A 21,014-nucleotide genomic window follows, 5' to 3' on the forward strand; every position below is an offset into this window, starting at 1 on the left:
CCATGAGTTCGCAAACCCTCGACGAGCGCATCGACGGCGTTCAGGTTGCCGGCGGCCGCACGATCGCGTCGGAGCCCTATGCGTGGCCGTTCGACGGCGATCTGCGGCCCGAGAACACGGCGCTGGTCGTCATCGACATGCAGACCGATTTCTGCGGCGTCGGCGGCTATGTCGACAGCATGGGCTACGACATCTCGCTGACGCGGGCGCCGATCGAGCCGATCCGCCGCCTGCTCGCCGCGATGCGGGCCAAGGGCTATCACATCATCCACACGCGCGAGGGCCACAGGCCGGACCTCTCGGACCTGCCGGCCAACAAGCGCTGGCGCTCGCAACGCATCGGCGCCGGTATCGGCGATCAGGGCCCGCAGGGGCGCATCCTCGTGCGCGGCGAGCCGGGCTGGGAAATCATCCCGGAGCTTGCGCCCGAGCCGGGCGAACCGGTGATCGACAAGCCGGGCAAGGGCACGTTCTGCGCCACCGATTTCGAACTCGTGCTCCGGATGCGCGGTATCCGCAACATCGTGCTCACCGGCATCACGACCGATGTGTGCGTGCACACGACCATGCGCGAGGCGAATGATCGCGGCTTCGAGTGCCTGATCCTTTCGGATTGTTGCGGCGCGACCAGGCACGAGAACCATCTGGCCGCGCTCGACATGGTCAAGATGCAGGGCGGCGTGTTCGGTGCCGTCGCCACGTCGGACGCGCTGCTCGCGGTGCTGCCATGACGCGCCGCAGCGCCTTCGTCCATCGTTTCCCTGCTCGCGCGCCCGATGACGTCGCGCCGATCGAGGAGGCGATCCGCAGCGGCCTGCTGCGCCCCGAGGGCATTGTCGCGGTGCTCGGCAAGACCGAGGGCAATGGCAATGTCAACGACTTCACCCGCGCCTTCGCGGTGCGCGCGGTGAAGGATGCCCTCCGCCCGCATCTTGTGCCCCAGGCGGTCGAACGGATCTCCTATGTCATGTCGGGCGGCACCGAGGGCGCGCTCGCGCCGCACTGGATCGTGCTCGGCCGCACTGAAGCGCCTGCGGGCGAGAGCGTCTCGCCCGCGCTTGCGGTGGGCGGCGCGCATACGCCGCCGCTCGCCTTCGAGGATCTCGGCCGCATGGGCCAGGTCCGCCTCGTCGCCGAGGGCGTGCGCGCGGCGATGCGCGACGCCGGCATCGACGATCCGGCCGACGTGCATTTCGTGCAGATCAAGTGCCCGCTGCTGACGGCCGAGCGCATCGCCGCCGTCGCGGCGCGCGGCAAGAGTGTTGCCGTGCGCGAGACGCTGAAATCCATGGGCCTTTCACGCGGCGCCTCGGCGCTCGGCGTGGCGCTGGCGCTTGGCGAGATCACCGAGGCGGAGATCGGCGACGACGCGATCGGTCGCGACACGGCGCTCTATTCGGGCCGCGCCTCGACCTCGGCTGGCGTCGAGCTGGAGAACCACGAGATCGTCGTGCTCGGCATGAGCAATCGCTGGGCCGGTCCGCTTGCCATCGACCACGCCGTGATGAACGATTCGATCGATGTCGAGCCGGTTCGCGCGGCGCTGAAGCGGCTCGGCTTCCGGGCGAGCGGCCAGCTCGTGCCGGAGGAGCGGCCCGGCCTCGTCGCGCTGCTCGCCAAGGCCGAGGCCGGCACCACGGGGCGGCTGCGCGGCCGTCGCCACACCATGCTGGACGATTCCGACATCTCGTCGACCCGCCATGCGCGCGCCTTCGTCGCCGGGGCGCTCGCCGCGCTCGTCGGCCATGCCGAGATCTTCGTCTCCGGCGGCGCCGAGCATCAGGGCCCCGATGGCGGCGGTCCCGTCGCCCTCATCGCCAGCACCGAGCTGATCCCGCATCCGACGTCCAGCCGAGGAGACCTTGTCTCATGAGCGCCGTTCCCGCCCCGCATCCGCGCCGCGCCGTCGAATTGCAGACGATCGGCATGACCAAGATCTTCGGCTCGCTCATCGCGCTGGAGGACGTGTCGATCCATGTGCGGCCCGGCACACTGCATGCGCTGCTCGGCGAGAACGGGGCCGGCAAGTCGACCCTGGTCAAATGCATCATGGGCTTCTACCAGCCGACCCGCGGCGAGGTGCTGGTCGACGGCAAGGAGGCGGTGATCGCCTCGCCGCGCGACGCGCATGCCCATGGCATCGGCATGGTCTACCAGCATTTCACGCTGGTGCCCTCGCTAACCGCGGCCGAGAATCTCGTCATCTCGCGCGCGCATCCGCCCGCCGTCATCGACTGGAAGAAGGAGATCGCGGGACTGGAGGAATTCCTCTCCCGCATGCCGTTCAAGGTGCCGCTGACCGTGCCGGTCTCCGGCCTTTCGGCCGGTGAGAAGCAGAAGCTCGAGATCCTGAAGCAGCTCTATCTCGACCAGCGCCTGCTAATCCTCGACGAACCGACCTCGGTGCTCACGCCCGGCGAGGCCGACGAGGTGCTCGGCCTGCTGCGCGGCATGACGGAAGCCGGCGACCTGACGATCCTCATGATCAGCCACAAGTTCCGCGAGGTCACGGCCTATGCGGACGACGTGACGGTGCTGCGCCGCGGGCGGATGGTCGGCGGCGGCCGCGTCGGCGAACTCTCCGTCGACGATATGAGCCACATGATGATCGGCGACACCAAGATCCGCGAGCGGGCGGCGCGCAAGGAATTCAGCGGCGAGCCGGTCGTGCTGGAACTTGCCGGCATCTTCTCCGATGACGACACCGGCCTGCCGGCGGTGAAGGGCGTCAATCTCAAGATCCATGCCGGCGAGATCGTGGGCATCGCCGGTGTCTCCGGCAACGGCCAGTCGACGCTGATCGAGGTCCTGTCGGGCCAGCGCGAGATGAGCGACGGGCGGCTGTTCATCCACGGCAAGCCGTTCGAGCCGACGCGGCAGAAGATGGCGGAATTCAAGGTGTTCGGCCTGCCGGAGGAGCCGCTGAAGAATGCGGCGGTGCGGCGCATGAGCGTCGCCGAGAACATCGCCTTCCGCTCCTTCGACAAGCCGCCGATCGCCGGCCGCTTCGGCTTCATGTCGCCGAAGCCGATGCGCCAGAAGGCGCGCGAGCTGATCGCGCAATACCGCGTCAAGACGCCGTCGCCCGAGGAGCCGATCGAGAATCTCTCCGGCGGCAATGTCCAGCGCGCGATCCTGGCGCGCGAACTCTCCGGCGAGGTCGAGGTGCTGGTCGTCGCCAATCCCTGCTTCGGCCTCGACTTTGCCTCGGTATCGGAGATCCGCTCGCAGATCATGGACCAGCGCAACCGCGGCGCCGCGGTGCTGCTCGTCTCCGAGGATCTCGACGAGATCCTCGAGCTGTCGGACCGCGTCGCGGTCATGTCGGGCGGCGCCATCCATTATGTCGTCCCGATCGCGGAAGCCGACCGCAACTCGATCGGCAAGGCCATGGCGGGACATTGAGCGATGCCTGCCGCGTTTCATCTCTATCGGACAACCCCCCTCTCCAGCTCTCCCCCACAAGGGGGGGAGAGGCGGTCCGGTTCCTTCATCGGCAACGCGCTCCTTCTTCTCCCTCCCCCCTTGTGGGGGAGGGCCGGGGAGGGGGGCCTTCGTCACGCCAGGTGCGCATCATGATCACCGTTCCCGCCGATCCCTTTCCCTATGCCTTCCCGCCCGGCAAGGTCGCGCTCATCGTGATCGACATGCAGCGCGATTTCGTCGAGCCCGGCGGCTTCGGCGAGTCGCTCGGCAATGACGTCTCGCTGCTGCGGGCGATCATCCCGACGGTCGCGGAGCTGATCGCGCTGTTCCGCCGCGAAGGCTGGCCGGTGATCCATACGCGCGAAGGGCATCTGGCCGATCTTTCCGATTGCCCGCCGAGCAAGATCCGGCGCGGCAAGCCGTCCCTGCGCATCGGCGATGCCGGGCCGATGGGCCGCATCATGGTGCGGGGCGAGCCCGGCAACGCGATCATCCCGGAGCTTGCGCCGATCGAGGGCGAGATCGTCATCGACAAGCCGGGCAAGGGCGCGTTCTACGCCACCTCGCTCGGGGCGGATCTCGAACGGCTCGGCATTACCCATCTCGTCTTCGCGGGCGTCACCACGGAGGTCTGCGTGCAGACGACCATGCGTGAGGCCAATGATCGCGGCTATGACTGCCTGCTGATCGAGGATGCGACCGAGAGCTATTTCCCGTCCTACAAGGCCGCGACGGTCTCGATGATCGCCGCGCAGGGCGCCATTGTCGGCTGCGTGGCGCCGCTTGCCGCGCTCAGCACGGCGGTCGAAAAGTCGGAGGCGGCGTGAACATGGCCGAACGTGAATTCGATGCCGAGGCGCATGTCGCGCATATGGCGAGCGTGATGGGCCTCACCATCCGGCCGGAATGGCGCGAGGGCGTCGTCGCCAATATGAAGGCCACCGCGCGTGCCGCCGGCCTGGTCACGGAGTTCAGGCTCGAGGAGCATGTCGAGCCGGCGCCGGTGTTCGAGCCGTGAGCGATTTTGCCGATATCCTGCACCGGCCTGGCCACGAGATCGTGGCCGATGTCGCCGCGCGCCGCCTTTCCGCCCGCGAGGTGGCCGAGGCCGCGCTCGACGCGATCGAGGCCGGCAATCCGAAGCTGAACGCCTTCACCGATGTGACGCATGAGCGCGCGGTGCGCGAGGCCGACCGTGTCGATGATCTGGTGCGGCGGGGTACGCCGCCGCCGCTCGCCGGGCTGCCCTATTCGGTCAAGAACCTCTTCGATGTCGAGGGCGTGGTCACGCGGGCCGGCTCGAAGATCAACCGCGACAACCCGCCTGCGCCGCGCGATGCCGGCCTCGTCGAGCGGATGACGGCCTCGGGCGGCGTGCTGCTCGGCGCGGTCAACATGGGCGAATATGCTTATGATTTCACGGGCGAGAACGCGCATGACGGCGCCTCGCTCAACCCGCATGACCCCTCGCGCATGTCGGGCGGCTCCTCCGGCGGCTCCGGCACTTCGGTCGCGGCCGGCATGGTGGCGGCCTCGCTCGGCTCCGACACCAACGGCTCGATCCGCGTGCCGTCGTCCTTCTGCGGCCTTTATGGTCTCAAGCCGACCTTCGGCCGGCTCAGCCGCTCGCGCACCTTCCCCTTCGTGGCGAGCCTCGATCATCTCGGGCCGATCGCCCGCTCGCCGCGCGATCTTGCCCTTCTCTTCGACGCGCTGCAGGGCACCGACGCCGACGATCCCGCCCAGATCGAGCGGTCGCCGATCGCCGCCGGCGCGACGCTGGAGGGTGGAATCGACGGATTGCGGATCGCTGTCGCTGGCGGCTATTTCCGCCGCCAGGCCATGCCCGAGGCGCTGGCGGGCGTCGATCATGTCGCCAAGGCGCTCGGCGTGAGCCGGGAGGTTGAACTGTTCGAGGCGCATCGCGCCCGCGCAGCGGCCTATCTGATCACGACGAGCGAATCCTCGGCGCAGCATTGGCCGCGTCTCGTGGAGCGCGCGGCGGATTTCGATCCGGACACGCGCGATCGCTTTCTGTCCGGCGCGATGGTGCCGGCCGCCTGGTACATCGCCGCGCAGCGCTTCCGCGCGCTGTTCCGCGCCGAAATGCGCAAGCTGTTCGAGACGGTCGACGTCATCCTCGCGCCGGCGACGCCGTTCCGTGCGCTACCCTCGGGCACCAAAACGGTCGAACTCGACGGCGTAACCCTTCCGGCGCGGCCGAATATCGGCCTCTTCGCCCAGCCCATCTCCTTTATCGGCCTGCCGGTCGTCGCCGTGCCGGTCTGGCTTCCCGGCGCGACGCTGCCGATCGGCGTTCAGGTGATCGCGCCGGCCTGGCGCGAGCACGTTGCGCTGCGCGTCGCGCACGTGTTGCATGCAACCGGTGCAACGTCTGCGCCGGTTGCGGCGTTGATTCGAGACGAGTGAATGATGGAAATCGATATTCCCGAGGTGAAGGCGGAGCTGGAGGCGGCGTTCGCGGCCTATGAGACGGCGCTGACCACGAACGATGTCGACGTGCTCGACGCGCTGTTCCTGGATGCGCCGACCACCATCCGCTATGGCGGTGGGGAGAACCTTTATGGCTATCAGGAAATCGCGGCCTTCCGCGCCGGCCGTTCGCCGGCCGGGCTCATGCGCGCGCTTGAGCGCACCGTGATCACCACCTATGGGCGCGATTTCGGCGTCGCCTCGACGCTGTTCCGCCGCGACAGCGCGGCCGGCAAGATCGGCCGCCAGATGCAGACATGGCTCCGCACCGATGCGGGCTGGCGGGTCGTCGCGGCGCATGTCTCGATCATCGCCGATCCGGATTCCGGGGGAGGCGGGCGGTGAGCGTCCAGCACAGCGAGGAGGGCGAAGTTCCTGTCCGTCGTACCCGGACGGAGGATCTGCGGCTCCAGCTCGCCGACGACATCGTGCGCGGCGTCTTCGCGCCGGGCGACCCCTTGGACGAGATCGGGCTGGCGACGCGCTACGGCGTCTCGCGCACGCCGGTTCGCGAAGCCCTGCGGCAGCTTGCCGCCAGCGGCCTGGTCGAGATCCGCCCGCATCGCGGCGCCATCGTCACGCGGCCGTCCGAGAAGCGCCTCTTCGAGATGTTTCTCGTGATGGCGGAGCTCGAAGGCCTCTGCGCCGGCCTTGCCGCTGAGGCGATGTCGATCCTGGAGCGGCGCGAACTCGCCAAGCTGCATGCCTCGCTCGGCGATCTGGTCGAGACCGGGGATCCGGCGCGCTATGCGCTCGCCAATGAAGGCTTCCACGGCGCCATCTATGCCGGCTCGCACAATGAATATCTCGGCGAAATGACGCAGGCGACGCGTGCGCGCCTCGCCCCGTTCCGCCGGGCGCAGTTCCGCCAGAGCGGCCGCCTCGCCGAATCCTTCCACGAGCACGACCGCATCGTGCAGGCGATCCTGGCCGGCGACCGCGACCGGGCGACGCGCGAGATGCGCGATCACATCGGCACCGTGAAGGAAGCCTTCGATCGCTATATCGGCGGCCGGTGACGGGCTGGCGATACAAAACGTAACAACACCGCGCTTTCGGGCAATCGACGCGCAAAGTCCAAGGACGATGGTCGATCTCGGGAAGGGGCCGCTCACGGAGCCACTTCAGGAGACCATCATGCGCATTGCTGCTACCAGCCTTATCTTCGCCTCCCTCAGCCTCGTCGCGGCCGATGCCTCGGCGGCGGAGCGGAACGGAACCACGTCCATCGAGTTCGACGGGCGGAAGATCGTCCAGTCGTTCAGGACGAGCTTCGACCCCGCCACGGGCGAACTGCGGCGTTCGGCAACGATCACGCTGCCGACCGGCCGCCAGGCGGCCTACACGATCACCGGGACGTGCCACCGCGAGACGCATAGCTGCGACCTTTCGGGCAGCGGCGTCGGTCCGCTCGGCAATCAATGGACGGGAACGGGCCTCGCGCGGCGCGAAGGCACGCGCACCTCGATCACCGCGACGCTCGTCGGACCCGGCGGGCGAACGGTAAAGATCAATCGGGAGGTTGACGGCGACAGCATCTTGCCCAGTGATCTCTGAGATCAAATCCACTGGGAGGCCCCGATGATCCGATCCATGTTCCTCGCCCTGTTCGGGCTCGCCGCTGTCGCCGTGCTCGCGCCGGCCGATGCGTCGGCGGCGCAGCCCGCCGTCACGACGTCCAAGGTCAATCTGCGCGCCGGTCCGAGCACCAGCTACCCCGCGGTGGCCGTCATGCCCGCCGGTTCGGCGGTCACCACCTATGGCTGCCTCGCCGATTATTCCTGGTGCGATGTTGCCTGGGGCGGGGCGCGCGGCTGGGTCGCGGCCTCCTATATCAAGGTCGTCTATAACGGCCAGCCGGTCGTGCTGACGCCAGCGCTTGCGCCGGCTGTCGGCCTGACGGTCGTGGCGTTCAACCGCGCCTATTGGGACCGCTATTATGTCGGCCGGCCCTGGTATGGCAGCTGGAACAATTACTATCGCGGCGGCGTCAGCACGAGCGGTGCGGTCGCCTGCGGCCAGCGCGGCTGCGCCGGCGCGCGCAGCGTCACCGGTCCGCGCGGCAACACCGCGGTCCGCGGCGGCGCTGTCCGGCGCTACTGATCGGGAACCGTCACGCTGCTGGTGGCGCGCGTTTAGCCGCGCGCCGCCGCCCCTCTAGAGGCAGTCATTGTAGCCGCCGGCCTGGCGGGCGAGCTGCTCGATCGTGCGGGCGCGCGATTGCATGGCGCGCGTGGGCTTGGCCGGATTGCGCAGGATCGGGTTGGGCAGCGCCGCGGTGAGCAACGCCGCCTGGCGCGGCGTCAGATCCTTGGCGGATTTGTTGAAATAGCGCCGCGACGCGGCCTCGACGCCGAAGAGGCCGGGGCCCCATTCGGCGATGTTCAGGTAGATCGTCATGATCCGCCGCTTGGAGAGCACGAAGTCGGCGTAATAGGCGAGCGGGATCTCGAGGCCCTTGCGGATATAGCTGCGCGACTGCCACAGGAAGAGGTTCTTCACCGTCTGCATCGGGATGGTGCTGGCGCCGCGAGACGGGCCCTTCTTCGAATCGAGCACGAGATTGAGCTGCTGCCAGTCGACGCCATTGTGCTGACAGAAGCGGCCATCCTCCGACATGATCACCGAATTCACCATCACCGGCGCGATCTCGTCGAATGAGACCCAGTCGCGCTCCATGCCCTGGAAGGTGATCGCCGACCACAGCATCAGCGTCGAGACGGGCGGAACGACGGCATAGAGCGGCGTCAGCACGACGGGCAGCGCCGCAATGGCCAGAAACACCTTAAGTACTCCCATGACGAGCCCGCGGCGGTCGGAGAAGGCGCCCGACAGGGCCGTGGGCCAGGCGATGCTCATGCGGCCGCCTTGGCGGGCTCGAGCGCGAAGCGGCGCAGGAAATGCGCGAGCAGGCGGAAATCGCCCTCGCGGCTCGATCCCTTGCGCCAGACGAGGCCGAGCGAGCGGCGGGCCGGCCGCGCCTCGATCTCGCAGAGCGATATGTCCGTGCCGGAGAGGATGCCGGCCTCGACGGCGATGCGCGGCACGAAGGTGACGCCGAGCGCATTGTCGACCATCTGCACCAGCGTGGTGAGGCTGGACGCGCGGATCTCCTCGCTCTGGTGCTCGACCAGCTCGGGCGCGGCGGCGCGCACATGGTCGGACAGGCAGTGCCCGTCCTCCAGCAGGAGCAGCGTCTCGCCCGACAATTCCGCCGGACGGACCGAGCGGCGGCCCGCCAGGCGGTGATCCCCGTCGACGGCGAGAAGCAGGCTGTCCTCGGCGATGATCTCGTGCACCAGACCCTCTGTGGCGATCGGAAACGCGATCAGCACGGTATCGAGCCGGCCAGCGCGCAGGTCCTCCAGCATGACGCGGGTCAGGTCCTCACGCAAATGCAGCTTGAGATCGGGATAGGCGCGCCGCAGATGCGGCAGCGTCCGCGGCAGGAAGAACGGTGCGATCGAGGGGATCACGCCGAGCCGCAGCCGGCCGTTGAGCGGGGCGTGGCCGGCCCGGACCGCGTCGACCATGTCGCGCGCATCGACCAGCAGCGCCTTCATGCGCGCGAGCGCCGTCTCGCCGGCCGGCGTGAGGCTCGCGATTCGGTTGGAGCGGTCGACGAGACCGATGCCGAGCGTCTCCTCGAGCTGGCGGATCGCGTCGGACAGCGTCGATTGCGTCACGTTGCTGGCGCTCGCCGCGCGGCTGAACGAGCCGGTCTCGGCGAGCGCCACGAAGTACTGCATCTGGCGAAGGGTCGGGAGTTGCATGGGCTGTCCGCTCGTGGGGGGAGGGGCTTTTGTCCAGGGGCGCGGCAGGTCGCCGCATCGATAATATCGATCGTTCCGTTCGGATATTACGGTTTGACCGATCGAAAGACGCGTGTCATTTCTTCGCACATGCACCAGTGGCGCGCGAGTAGCGCGTGCACTGCGTCAATGGCCTCTTTCGACCACCCTGAACAGGAGATCACCATGCTCGGTATCGGCGACAAGCTGCCTGCCTTTTCCGTGACCGGCGTCAAACCCGGCTTCAACCGCCACGAGGAGAACGGCGAGAGCGCCTTCGAGGCCGTGACGGAGACGAGCTTCCCGGGCAAGTGGAAGGTCATCTTCTTCTACCCGAAGGACTTCACCTTCGTCTGCCCGACCGAGATCGCCGAGTTCGCCCGCCTCGCCAGCGAGTTCGAGGATCGCGACACGGTTGTGCTCGGCGGCTCGACCGACAACGAGTTCGTGAAGCTCGCCTGGCGGCGTGACCACAAGGATCTCGACCGGCTGCCGATCTGGTCGTTCGCCGACACCAATGGTTCGCTCGTCGACGGCCTTGGCGTGCGCTCGCCCGACGGCGTCGCCTATCGCGTGACCTTCATCGTCGATCCGGAAGGCACGATCCAGCACGTCTACGCGACCAACCTCAATGTCGGCCGCAACCCGAAGGACACGCTCCGCGTCCTCGACGCGCTGCAGACGGACGAGCTGTGCGCCTGCAACCGCGAAGTCGGCGGCGAGACGCTGGCGGCGTAATCCTGTCAGGACGGCCGTGAACCCTTCCACCTCTCCCTGAGGGAGAGGTCGGCCCGCAAGGGCCGGGAGAGGGTTTACGGCCCGTCCTGATCGTTCCCTAAACCCTCTCCCGACGGCTCCGCCGTCGACCTCCCCCTCAGGGGGAGGTGAAAAGCCGAGGCACCCATGTCGATCGATAGCCTGAAGTCCCGCATTCCGGATTTTGCCAAGGACGTCCGGCTCAATCTCTCTGCGCTCGCCTCCGACGAGACGCTGACGCCGCAGCAGAAATACGGCCTGATCGTCGCCTGCGGCATTGCGAGCCGCAACAAGGAAGTGCGCACCGCGATGGAGCTCGAGGCGGCGCCGCATCTGACGCCCGCCGCGCTCGCCGCCGCCAAGGCCGCCGCGACGATCATGGGCATGAACAACGTCTATTACCGCTTCACCCATCTCGTCTCGAACGACGAATACCGCACGCTGCCGGCCAAGCTGCGCATGAACGTCATCGGCAATCCGGGCGTCGACAAGGTCGATTTCGAGCTCTGGGCGCTGGCCGTCTCGGCGATCAATGGCTGCGGCGCCTGCATGGACAGCCATGAGGCGGTGGCCCGCAAGGCCAACCTCTCCGTCGAGGCGATCCAGGCCGCCGTCCGCTTCGCCGCGATCATCCAGTCGGCCGCGATCGCGCTGGAGGCTGCCGAAGCCGCTTGACGGAAGCGCGGCGGGCTGCGAACTGCGGTTCGATCCGGAGTTCGTATCGTGCCAGATTTCGCCACCCGCCCCTTCGCGACCCGTCTCGTCGAGACCGCCGATGCGGTCGAGCATCTCCTCGACCGCCTGCTTTCGCCCGATCCCGGCGAGGGTGAGATCGCGCGGCCGGCGCGTCTCCTCGCCGCCATGCGCCACGCCGCGCTCGGCGGCGGCAAGCGGCTCCGCCCGTCGCTGCTCGTCGAGACGGCGGCGCTTTTCGGGCGCGCGGGTGACGGCGTGCTGCGCGCCGCCGCTGCCGTCGAGTGCCTCCATTGCTACAGCCTCGTGCATGACGACCTTCCGGCCATGGACGACGATGACCTCCGTCGCGGCCGGCCGACCGTCCACAAGGCCTTCGACGAGGCGACGGCGATCCTCGCCGGCGACGCGCTGCAGACCCTCGCCTTCGATGTTCTGGCCGATCCGCTGACGGACGGCGATCCCGCGATCCGCGCCACGCTCGTGCTCGGCCTCGCCCGCGCCTCGGGGATCGGCGGCATGGCGGGCGGGCAGATGCTCGATCTCGACGCCGAGCGCGACCCACCCGACGAGGCCGGCATACGCCGGCTGCAGGCGATGAAGACCGGCGCGCTGATCCGCTTCTCCTGCGAGGCCGGCGCGATCCTCGGCCGCGCCGATCCCGCCGCGCTCGCCGCCATCCGCCGCTATGGCGAGATCATCGGCCTCGCCTTCCAGCTCGCCGACGACCTCCTCGACGCGACCGCGACCACCGAGGCGATGGGCAAGGCGACGGCGAAAGACGCCGCCCGCGGCAAGGGCACGCTCGTCGCGCTGCACGGCATCAGCGCGACGCAAAAGGCTCTCGGCGAGCTCATCGCCGAGGCCGAAGCCGTGCTGAAGCCATTCGGAGACCGCAGCGCGACGCTGATCGAGGCGGCGCGCTTCGTCGCGGCGCGGCAGAAGTGAGGCGGCGCCCCGCAAGAACGCTTCGGCTGTCGCCGAAGCTGGCCCCTCCCCGAAAGTGCTGACGCACTTTCGACCCTCCCTCAAGGGGAGGGTTCAAGCGGAGACGGTCCGTGTCGCTTCTGGAAATGTCGTCATCGGCCGGCGCGATCCTGGCGTGATGGTAGGGGCTGCCTCCTCTTGAGCCCTCCCCTTGAGGGAGGGCCGAAGGCGCGGAGCGGCTTCGGGGAGGGGTAGCGATGCCGATGCAGTGCGCCGGCCCGTCCTCCCCTTAGTTTGCGGGCAAAGGCGGAGAGGCCCGGCCTTGCCGCGCGCCTCCCGCTCTACTTCACCTCGGCCCGATACAGCACCGGCCAGCCTTCCGAAGGAACGCCCTCGCATTCCCCCATCGCGCTCATGTGCGAGAGTTGAAACGCCTCGCCGTCCCAGACCCATTCCTGCGCCTCGCCGCAATCGCCGATGCCGCGGCCCTTGGCGAAGGCGACGAGGGTCATGGTCTTCTCGTCGAAGAAGGGATTGATCAGGATGCCCTGTTCCTCGAGGCCGCCGCCTTCGTCGTCGTTCGATGCCAGGGCGGGCGGCAGGATGAAGCGGGCGGTTTCCGGCGCGCCCCCATTGCGGGTCATCCAGAACTGGGCGGCGAAATTATACGCGCCGGCGCCGCACAGCGCGCCGTAGAGCCGCCGCCCGCCGCCGAGATCCGCGACGATCGGCTCGATCGCGTCCATGCTGTCGGCGCAGTCGCCGTTCTTCGCGAGATCGAGCACCGCGGCAGGGAGCGTCTGCGGGACTTCGGCGGTCGGCGCGGCGGCGTGGATGACCGGGAGCGGCGGCACCGGCGGCACGGCAGTGGCCGGCTTCCGTCCTTTCTTCGCCAGCGCCGTTACGGTGCCGAGGCGCTTCTGCTGGTCGTCGAGCCAGAGCAATGTCGCGCTCGCGCCGTCCAGCGACAGGGTCGCTGCGAGTGGCCCGCCGGAACTCTTGTCGACGCTCAACGCCAGGATATCGTCCTTGCGCAGTAGAGCGAGGATCGCCGGCACGTCGGCGCCGGGCACCGCAGCGGCGAAGAACCGATCCCGTTCTTCGACGCGATAGGGACCGAAGTGCTTCCCGCCTGTCGCCGTCAGGCTCAGCGATTGCGGCGTGTCGTCGCCGCCATCGGCGAGGCTGAAGGCGAGCGTCAGTTCCGGCGCGGCGTCGGGCGCGCCGCTGCGGTCGAGCCGGATCCAGGCGCCGATCATGATCTCGTCGAGAAAGGTCGCGAAGCCATAGGCGCTGCAGGCGCGCTGGTTGTCGCAGGCGGCGGTCCAGTGGCGGATCGTGTTGCGCGACGGCAGCTCGGCACGCGCGGGATCGATCGCGGCCAGGCCGAAGGCGGCAAGCAGCAGGACGAGAGCGGGCAGGCGACGCATGGCGGTGACCTCGGGGCCGGGAGCGGACGGTCTAGCCGGAATCGGTCCGGCCTCCAGTGATCGCGATCACCGGCATGCTATTCCCGCGCAGCGCGACGTTAGTCCCGCATTGACGATGATGCGATCCCGAAGGGTTGCCTTCATGCGCCGTTAGCGCGTTGTCTGCGATGGGCGGAGACCCAGTCGGTCCGGCCTCCCATGTTGATGCGCTTCACCCTTCTCGCGGCTCTCGTCATGCTGGCCGTCGGCGTCGCCGCCCAGACCGGGTTCTTCGAGCGCTTCGCGACGCCCATGGCGGTCAATGTCATCGCGGCCAACCCGCGGCCGACGCCCTCGGGGCCTGTTGTGCTCGATGCCGGGCCGGGCGGCCATTTCTTCGTCGATGCCGCGGTGGCCGGCCGCTCCGTCCGTTTCATGGTGGATACGGGCGCGAGCCTCGTCGTGCTCTCCGCCGAGACCGCGCGCCGGCTCGACATCCGCCCGACGGCGGCCGATTTCAGCGGCGTCAGCCGCACCGCCAATGGCACGGTGCGGTTCGCACCGGTTCGCCTCGCCGATATCCGCGTCGGCGCGATCCGGATCATGGGCGTCGACGCGGCCGTCCTGCCGGACGGGGCGAGCGACACCGACCTGCTGGGCATGAGCTTTCTCGGCCGGCTCGGCGGCTTCCGTTCGGATGGGCGGACCATGGTGCTCGCGCCATGATCGCGCGCCGCGAGCCGCTCCGTCGTCAGGACGACACCACCCGTCCGTATCGCCTCGCCAAGGCGGCAGTTGCTTTGGCGGCCGCTTCAGCGCAAATCTCTCCTGCACCGATCCAGAACCGGAGTATCCCGCATGTTCCCGACGCCGGCCCCGAAGCTGTTCAAGAACACCTACGACTTCGAATCGAAGCCGATGGTGAAGCCGACGGGCTTCCGAGAATATGATGCGCGCTGGCTGTTCGGCGACGAGATCAACCTGATGGGCGTGCAGGCCCTCGGCATGGGCCTCGGCACGCTGCTCGGCGAGATGGGCGTCAAGCGCGAGATCGTCACCGGCCACGACTATCGCTCCTATTCCTCCTCGATCAAGCTGGCGCTGGCGACCGGCCTGATGGCGGCGGGCTGCAAGGTGCACGACATCGGCCTCGCCGTGACGCCGATGGCCTATTTCGCGCAATTCGATCTCGACGTGCCGGCCGTCGCCATGGTCACCGCCTCGCACAACGAGAATGGCTGGACGGGCGTCAAGATGGGCGCGGCGCGGCCGCTGACCTTCGGGCCGGACGAGATGACCCGCCTCAAGGAGATCGTGCTGAAGGCCGCCTTCGATCTTTCGGGCGGCGGCTCCTATGTCTTCCACGAGAACTTCCCGGCGCGCTACATCGCCGACATGACCAACCGGCCGAAGCTCTCGCGGCCGATCAAGGTCATCGCCGCCTGCGGCAATGGCACGGCCGGCGCGTTTGCGCCGAAGGTGCTGGAGCTGATCGGCGCCGACGTCATCCCGATGGATGCCGAGCTCGACTACACCTTCCCGCGCTACAATCCGAACCCGGAAGATCTGAAGATGCTGCACGCGATCCGCGATGCGGTGCTGGAGCACGGCGCGGAAGTCGGCCTCGGCTTCGACGGCGACGGCGACCGTTGCGGCGTGGTCGACGATACCGGCGACGAGATCTTCGCGGACAAGGTCGGCGTCATGCTGGCGCGCGATCTCTCGGCGCTGCATCCCGGCTCGACGTTCGTCGTCGACGTGAAGTCGACCGGCCTCTTCGCCACCGATCCGGTGCTGATCGCCAATGGCGTCAAGGCGGATTACTGGAAGACGGGCCATTCCTACATCAAGCGCCGCGTCAACGCGCTCTCGGCGCTCGCCGGCTTCGAGAAGTCGGGCCATTATTTCTTCAACGCCCCCATCGGCCGCGGCTATGACGACGGCCTCGTATCGGCGCTCGCCATCCTCGACATGCTCGACCGCAATCCCGGGAAGAAGATGTCGGAGCTGAAGCTGGCGCTGCCCAAGACCTGGGGCTCGCCGACCATGTCGCCGCATTGCGACGACGAGGTGAAGTACGGCGTCATCGACAAGGTGGTGAAGCGGTTCGAGGACAAGAAGGCGAAGGGCGAGGCGCTCGATGGCCATGCGATCATCGATCTCGTGACGGTCAATGGCGTGCGCGTCGTCACCGATGACGGCACCTGGGGCCTGGTGCGCGCGTCCTCAAACAAGCCGGAGCTCGTCGTCGTCGTCGAGAGCCCCGTTTCCGAGGCGCGCATGCGCGAGATGTTCCACGCGGTCGATGGCGTGCTGCGCGAGAACCCTGAGGTGGGTGCCTACAACCAGACGATCTGAGGCCTCTTCCGTCCTGGCGCTCCAGGCTCTATCGTACGATGAAAAGAGAGCCTGGAGACGCCCTGACCATGACCGAGACCTCCTTCGGCCGCATGCCGGACGGCACGCCCGTTCGCGCCGTTTCGATCGCCAATGGCGGCCTGCGGGCGACGATCCTGACCTATGGCGCGGTGGTTCAGGACATCCGCCTCGACGGTGTCGATCATCCGCTGGTGCTCGGCTTCGATTCGATCGAGGGCTATCTGCGCAATCCCGAATATTTCGGCGCGGTCGCCGGCCGCTTCGCGAACCGCATCGCCAAGGGTCGCTTCACGCTCGACGGCGCGACCTACCAATTGTCGCAGAACGAGGGCGCGAACCATCTGCATGGCGGTGCGGACGGCTTCGGCACCCGCGTCTGGGATCTGGTGGGCTCCACGCCGTCCAGCGTCACGCTCGCCATCGTCGGCGAGGATGGCGAAAATGGCTATCCCGGCCGGCTTGCCGTCGAACTCACCTATTCGATCGAGGCGCCGGCGACGCTCAGGACCAGCATCCGTGCCACGACCGACCGCGCCACGATCGTGAACCTTGCCCAGCACGCTTATTTCAACCTCGACGGAACCGGCACGATCGTCGACCACGAGCTGACCATTCCCGCCGAGACCTATCTGCCGGTCGATGCCGAGACGATGCCGACCGGCGTGTTCGAGCCGGTCGCCGGCAGCGTCTTCGATTTCCGCTCCGGCCGGCGGATCGGCGAGGGCCATGCGGGCGTGGTCGAGAGCTACGACCATAATTTCGTGGTGAAACGGCAGAAATCCGCCGTTCCGCACCTGCTCGCGCATCTCGTATCGCGCAACAGCGGCGTCGCCCTCGACGTGCTTTCGACCGAGCCGGGCGTGCAGTTCTATGGCGGGCACATGGTGCACAGCCATGATCCCGGCACCAATGGCGAGGTCTTCGGCCCCAATGCCGGCCTCTGCCTCGAGGCGCAGCTCTTCCCCGACGCGCCGAACCAGCCCGCCTTCCCGAGCGCCGTGCTGCGTCCCGGCGAGACCTATGCCCAGGAAACGCTGTTCGCGTTCGCCCGGATCTGATCGCTCCGGCCTTGCCTAGCGCTCGTCCATCACCGCCAGCGTGATCAGGGCGAGCAGGGCGGCCGGGATCGTCTTGAGGAGAGGCCCAAGCGGGTCGAGCCAGAGCGTCGGCGCGATGAGACTTGCGGCGACGAGGTAGAGGATCGTCAGCAGCACCATGGCGCGGAGCGCAAGCGTGCTGCGCCGCCGGACGAGCACCATGGCGCCGAGCAGGATGTCGAGCAGCGAGCCGGCGATCACCGCAGCGGTGCCAAGCAGCGGCGGCCAGTTGGCGGCGAGGGAAAGCTCGGCCGCGCGCTCATGGCCGACGAGCCCGAATACGCCCGACGCCATCCAGAACAGCGCCAGCGTCAGAATGGCCAGCGGCTTCAGGAAATAGAGCCGGGCGAACCAGCGCTCCTGCACGCCGGAGGGCCAGGCGGTGAGCATGGAGGCGAGGTCGCGCGGCTTGATGCCGAGCACGCGCTGCGCGCTGTCGCTGTCGCCCGCAATGCCGCTCTTCATCTGGCGCAGCGTCGTCGTGCGCATCGGGCTGCGCCAGCCCAGGCGGCCGGCGAGATTGGCGACGAGCGCGAACGGCCAGGCGATCGCCGCGGGAATCCTGAGGATACGGGCGGGCGGCAGGCCGAGCCAGCCGCGCATCGCGACCAGCAGGTCGGCCAGCGTCGTCTTGTCGGGGGCGACGAGATCGATCGAGACGCGGGCGTGGCGCCAGGCCTCGGCCGCGCGCGCAACGGCCTCGGCGACGTCCTCGACGGAAACCGGCTGCACGACGCTGCGGCTGTGCACGGCCGGGATCACAAGCGGAAAGGCGGCGAGGCCGCGCAGCAGCGCCGACCCGCCATAGGCGGTGGGGGCGAGGACGAAACCGGGGCGCAGGATCAGCCAGTCGAGATCGAGGGCCTTGAGACCCTCCTCGGCGGCGAGCTTGGTGCGGCTGAAAGGCGTCGGGCGGCCGGCCGCGATGCCCGCCGCCGAGACATGCACGACGCGGCGCACGCCGGCGGCCGCGCAGGCCTTGTAGAGCGCCAGCGTTCCCTCGACATGGACTGCCTCGAGATCGTCCCTGGGACCGTCCAGAAGCGCGCCCGCACAGTTCACGACGGCATCGACGCCGGCGATCGCCGCGTTCCAGTCCTCGGGCTTCGTCATGGTCGCCATGTCGCCGGCGATCCACTGCGCATAGGGGAAGCGCCGGGCGGCGACCTCGATGTCCCGTCCGAATGCGACGACGTCGATGCGGCGTGCTTGCAGGCGCGCGAGCACATACGCACCTATGAGACCGTACGCTCCCACGACGAGAATGCGCCGCCGCCTTTGCGGTTCGGATTCCATCTCGACTTCCCCCGGACACGGCGCTCCAGATCACCGCGATCGACCCGGCCATGGTCCTAGGCCGTGGCCGCCACAGTTGCAACAAACCACTTCCATTCCGTGACGGAGCGCCGCATTCTTCTTCAACTTCAAATAAACGTCGGATCAAACCGGCCCAAGGCTCGAAACCATGAGCACCAACCGTTCCAGCCACATTCGCCTGACGTCCCACCCCGGCGCCCAAGCGCCGGTCCGCTTCCCCATACGCTGGGGTGAGGCCGATCCGCGGAAGCGCGGCCCGATCATCGGCACGGTCGCGAATGCGGCCGATCGCAACACGATCGGCACGCATGGCGGTTCCTATTCGCTCTATCGCGCGCTCGCCGTCTCGTCCGGCGCGCTCAACCCGATCCAGCGTCCGGACCTGCGCAATACCTCGCCCGTCGTCACCATCGGACCGCATCCGCAATGGTCGGATCCGGCGCGGATCGTGTCGCTCGATCCCTTCGGGCACATGGCCGCCGAGATCTTCGCCAAGGAGATCGCCGAGGGCGTCGATATCCGTCCGACCATCGCGATCACCAAGGCCCGGCTCACCATGGCCGAACTGCATGAGGCGATCCGCCTGGAGCGCCTTTCGATCGATGGCGAGATCGTGCGCGAGAATGGCGACGTCTCGGTGACGAAGGCGGCGATCGATCCGGTCTGGCACATTCCGGGCATCGCGGCCCGCTTCTCGGTTTCGGAGGAGCAGCTTCGCCGCACGCTGTTCGAGCAGACGGGCGGCATGTATCCCGAACTGGTCACCCGGCCCGATCTCGACGTGTTCCTGCCGCCGATCGGCGGCACGACGATCTACATCTTCGGCGATCCCGCCGCGCTCTCCGATCCCGGCCGCACGCTCGCCTGCCGCGTCCATGACGAGTGCAACGGCTCGGACGTGTTCGGCTCCGATATCTGCACCTGTCGGCCCTATCTGATCCAGGGCATCGAGGAAGCGGTGAGGGAGGCGCAGAAGGGCGGTGCCGGCCTCGTGGTCTATAATCGCAAGGAAGGCCGGGCGCTCGGCGAGGTGACCAAGTTCCTCGTCTACAACGCCCGCAAGCGCCAGGAAGGCGGCGACCAGGCGGCGACCTATTTCGAGCGCACCGAGTGCGTCGCCGGCGTCCAGGATGCGCGCTTCCAGCAATTGATGCCGGACGTGCTGCATTGGCTCGGCATCCGCCGCATCGACCGCTTCATTTCGATGTCCGACATGAAATACGACGCGATCACCGGCTCCGGGATCGAGATCGTCGAGCGCGTGCCGATCCCGGAGGAACTGATCCCCTCCGACGCGCGGGTCGAGATCGACGCCAAGAAGGCCGCCGGCTATTTCTCGCCGACTGCGCGGCCGTCCTCTGACGATCTCACCCGCACGGTGGGACGGTCGCTGGAGAAATACTAAGCCATCGCGTCGCATTCCGTGGGAGGCCAACGGGATGCGAAAGCGAGGAGGAGGGGATGCGCGCATGACGACCAGAGGGAGTTACATTTGGCCTCAGCCAGTGAGTTACTGACATCCGCCGCAGTCCGCGAGCGGGCGCATCGCCTGCTGGCGCTTGGCGTCCGGGGCGAACTCGAGCATTTCAGCGTCGATCTCGCACGCCTGCCGGCGGTTGCCGACTATGTCATCGAGACGATGCGCAGTGCCTATCCGGGTGGCGACATCCCGTTTCATTCGCGCTGGCGTCATTTCGAGGCGGGCGGCATCGATCGATGGGGCGGGCTGGTCGAGGCCGCCGGCATCACGGATCCGCTGGTCTTCGGGCGTGCCGCCTATGATCTCGCGATCGTCTCCGTGCTGCTCGATGCGGGCGCGGGTGCGGATTGGAAATTCGTCGAGCCGGCGAGCGGCGAGACCTTCGCCCGCTCGGAGGGGCTCGCGATTGCGAGCTTTGCCATGTTCGCCGCCGGCGTCTTCTCGAGCCGCCCCGATGATCCGCTGCGCGCTGATGCCGCCGCGCTCGCCGCGCTCACCGTCGAGGAACTTGCTGAAGGGCTTCAGGTCGGCCCCGACAATCCGATCGTGGGCCTCGAAGGCCGCGTGACGCTGCTGAACGCGCTCGGCCGCGTCGTCGCCGAGCGGATCGACCTCTTCGGCGAGGATGAGGCGCGGCCCGGCGGTCTGTTCGACGCGGTGGTCGCGCGCGCCGTTGACGGACGGATCGCCGCTCCCGTGGTGCTCGAACTGGTGCTGGACGGGCTCGGCCCGATCTGGCCGAGCCGCCTCTCGCTCGACGGCGTCGCGCTCGGCGACACCTGGAAACACGGCAAGCTGGTGACGGAGGATGCGACCAGCGGGCTGATGCCGTTCCACAAGCTGTCGCAATGGCTGACCTATTCGCTGCTCGAGCCGCTTATCTGGACGGGTCTCGAGGTGGTCGATCTCGACGGGCTGACCGGCCTGCCCGAATATCGTAATGGCGGGCTGTTCATCGATTTCGGCGTGCTCCAGCCCAAGGATCCGAGCGCCTTTCTGAAGCTCTGGAAGGCGGAGAACGAGTTCGTCGTGGAATGGCGTGCCCTGACCGTGGCGCTGCTTGACGAGACCGCGAAGCTCGTCCGCGAGCGCGCTGGGCTCGACGCGGAGGCGCTGCCGCTCGCCAAGGTGCTCGAAGGCGGAACTTGGGCGGCCGGCCGGCGGATCGCGCGCGAGAAGCGCGTCGGCGGCGGCCCGCCGCTGCGCCTCGAAATGGACGGGACGGTGTTCTGACGGTCCGGTAAAG

General features: G+C 68.1%; 22 protein-coding genes. 18 read left to right on the forward strand and 4 right to left on the reverse strand.

Annotation, left to right across the window (positions count from 1 at the left end):
• Positions 1–2 precede the first annotated feature (2 nt).
• From biuH to GGR25_RS18235, 10 genes are all read left to right on the forward strand, one after another.
• Positions 3–731: a biuret amidohydrolase gene (gene biuH / locus GGR25_RS18195; RefSeq protein WP_183400228.1), complete on the forward strand. Its 729-nt coding sequence runs from the start codon at positions 3–5 to the stop codon at positions 729–731.
• Positions 728–1,873, forward strand: coding sequence for a cyanuric acid amidohydrolase (gene atzD, locus GGR25_RS18200; protein WP_183400229.1), 1,146 nt, complete (start codon positions 728–730; stop codon positions 1,871–1,873). The genes biuH and atzD overlap by 4 nt, the downstream gene beginning before the upstream one ends.
• The gene (locus GGR25_RS18205) at positions 1,870–3,405 is read left to right on the forward strand and encodes an ABC transporter ATP-binding protein (protein WP_210300000.1); all 1,536 of its coding nucleotides are present in this window, start codon (positions 1,870–1,872) and stop codon (positions 3,403–3,405) included. Before atzD ends, GGR25_RS18205 begins: the two co-directional genes overlap by 4 nt.
• 170 nt (positions 3,406–3,575) lie before the next feature.
• Positions 3,576–4,253 (forward strand): cysteine hydrolase family protein, encoded by a 678-nt coding sequence (locus tag GGR25_RS18210; RefSeq protein ID WP_183400230.1) that lies wholly within the window; start codon positions 3,576–3,578, stop codon positions 4,251–4,253.
• Positions 4,254–4,255: 2 nt separating this feature from the next.
• Entirely contained in the window at positions 4,256–4,444 is a 189-nt protein-coding gene (locus GGR25_RS24800; RefSeq protein WP_246409910.1) for a DUF4089 domain-containing protein, read from the forward strand.
• On the forward strand, positions 4,441–5,856 hold the full coding sequence (locus tag GGR25_RS18215) for an AtzE family amidohydrolase (protein ID WP_343068113.1): 1,416 nt from the start codon (positions 4,441–4,443) through the stop codon (positions 5,854–5,856). Before GGR25_RS24800 ends, GGR25_RS18215 begins: the two co-directional genes overlap by 4 nt.
• A 3-nt stretch (positions 5,857–5,859) precedes the next feature.
• Positions 5,860–6,264 carry an oxalurate catabolism protein HpxZ gene (gene hpxZ, locus GGR25_RS18220; RefSeq protein WP_183400363.1) on the forward strand — a complete coding sequence of 135 codons (405 nt, stop codon included), beginning with the start codon at positions 5,860–5,862 and terminating at the stop codon, positions 6,262–6,264.
• Positions 6,261–6,938, forward strand: coding sequence for a GntR family transcriptional regulator (locus tag GGR25_RS18225; RefSeq protein ID WP_343068114.1), 678 nt, complete (start codon positions 6,261–6,263; stop codon positions 6,936–6,938). Before hpxZ ends, GGR25_RS18225 begins: the two co-directional genes overlap by 4 nt.
• 118 nt (positions 6,939–7,056) lie before the next feature.
• On the forward strand, positions 7,057–7,476 hold the full coding sequence (locus GGR25_RS18230) for a hypothetical protein (RefSeq protein WP_183400233.1): 420 nt from the start codon (positions 7,057–7,059) through the stop codon (positions 7,474–7,476).
• A 24-nt stretch (positions 7,477–7,500) separates the two neighbouring features.
• On the forward strand, positions 7,501–8,022 hold the full coding sequence (locus tag GGR25_RS18235) for an SH3 domain-containing protein (RefSeq protein WP_183400234.1): 522 nt from the start codon (positions 7,501–7,503) through the stop codon (positions 8,020–8,022).
• Between the two features lie 54 nt (positions 8,023–8,076).
• On the opposite strand, the gene mtgA is transcribed toward GGR25_RS18235, so the two are convergent.
• Both mtgA and GGR25_RS18245 read right to left on the reverse strand, forming a co-directional pair.
• Entirely contained in the window at positions 8,077–8,718 is a 642-nt protein-coding gene (gene mtgA / locus GGR25_RS18240) for a monofunctional biosynthetic peptidoglycan transglycosylase (protein ID WP_246410003.1), read from the reverse strand.
• A 56-nt stretch (positions 8,719–8,774) separates the two neighbouring features.
• Complete coding sequence (locus GGR25_RS18245) at positions 8,775–9,692, reverse strand: hydrogen peroxide-inducible genes activator (protein ID WP_183400236.1); 918 nt, start codon at positions 9,690–9,692, stop codon at positions 8,775–8,777.
• Positions 9,693–9,896: 204 nt separating this feature from the next.
• On the opposite strand from GGR25_RS18245, the gene GGR25_RS18250 reads away from it, so the two are divergent.
• The 3 genes from GGR25_RS18250 (at position 9,897) to GGR25_RS18260 (ending at position 12,107) form a co-directional block, all read left to right on the forward strand.
• Complete coding sequence (locus GGR25_RS18250; RefSeq protein WP_183400237.1) at positions 9,897–10,448, forward strand: peroxiredoxin; 552 nt, start codon at positions 9,897–9,899, stop codon at positions 10,446–10,448.
• Between the two features lie 165 nt (positions 10,449–10,613).
• On the forward strand, positions 10,614–11,141 hold the full coding sequence (gene ahpD / locus GGR25_RS18255) for an alkylhydroperoxidase, AhpD family (RefSeq protein WP_183400238.1): 528 nt from the start codon (positions 10,614–10,616) through the stop codon (positions 11,139–11,141).
• 48 nt (positions 11,142–11,189) lie between these two features.
• Positions 11,190–12,107, forward strand: a complete 918-nt coding sequence (locus GGR25_RS18260) for a polyprenyl synthetase family protein (RefSeq protein WP_380147329.1) — start codon at positions 11,190–11,192, stop codon at positions 12,105–12,107.
• 320 nt (positions 12,108–12,427) lie between these two features.
• On the opposite strand, the gene GGR25_RS18265 is transcribed toward GGR25_RS18260, so the two are convergent.
• On the reverse strand, positions 12,428–13,516 hold the full coding sequence (locus GGR25_RS18265) for a DUF1176 domain-containing protein (RefSeq protein WP_183400239.1): 1,089 nt from the start codon (positions 13,514–13,516) through the stop codon (positions 12,428–12,430).
• 204 nt (positions 13,517–13,720) lie between these two features.
• Here GGR25_RS18265 and GGR25_RS18270 point away from each other — a divergent pair, with 204 nt between their 5' ends.
• From GGR25_RS18270 to GGR25_RS18280, 3 genes are all read left to right on the forward strand, one after another.
• Complete coding sequence (locus GGR25_RS18270; protein ID WP_183400240.1) at positions 13,721–14,221, forward strand: retropepsin-like aspartic protease family protein; 501 nt, start codon at positions 13,721–13,723, stop codon at positions 14,219–14,221.
• A 132-nt stretch (positions 14,222–14,353) separates the two neighbouring features.
• Positions 14,354–15,853 carry a phosphomannomutase/phosphoglucomutase gene (locus tag GGR25_RS18275; protein ID WP_183400241.1) on the forward strand — a complete coding sequence of 500 codons (1,500 nt, stop codon included), beginning with the start codon at positions 14,354–14,356 and terminating at the stop codon, positions 15,851–15,853.
• 68 nt (positions 15,854–15,921) lie between these two features.
• Positions 15,922–16,932 carry an aldose epimerase family protein gene (locus GGR25_RS18280; protein ID WP_183400242.1) on the forward strand — a complete coding sequence of 337 codons (1,011 nt, stop codon included), beginning with the start codon at positions 15,922–15,924 and terminating at the stop codon, positions 16,930–16,932.
• A gap of 15 nt (positions 16,933–16,947) precedes the next feature.
• On the opposite strand, the gene GGR25_RS18285 is transcribed toward GGR25_RS18280, so the two are convergent.
• The gene (locus GGR25_RS18285; RefSeq protein WP_183400243.1) at positions 16,948–18,267 is read right to left on the reverse strand and encodes an SDR family oxidoreductase; all 1,320 of its coding nucleotides are present in this window, start codon (positions 18,265–18,267) and stop codon (positions 16,948–16,950) included.
• Positions 18,268–18,436: 169 nt separating this feature from the next.
• Between GGR25_RS18285 and GGR25_RS18290 the strand changes: the two genes are divergently transcribed.
• Positions 18,437–19,693 (forward strand): GTP cyclohydrolase II, encoded by a 1,257-nt coding sequence (locus GGR25_RS18290; protein ID WP_183400244.1) that lies wholly within the window; start codon positions 18,437–18,439, stop codon positions 19,691–19,693.
• Between the two features lie 87 nt (positions 19,694–19,780).
• Complete coding sequence (locus GGR25_RS18295) at positions 19,781–21,001, forward strand: URC4/urg3 family protein (protein WP_183400245.1); 1,221 nt, start codon at positions 19,781–19,783, stop codon at positions 20,999–21,001.
• The last annotated feature ends 13 nt before the right edge of the window (positions 21,002–21,014 follow it).

This window comes from Kaistia hirudinis (genome assembly GCF_014196455.1).
Lineage (GTDB): Bacteria > Pseudomonadota > Alphaproteobacteria > Rhizobiales > Kaistiaceae > Kaistia > Kaistia hirudinis.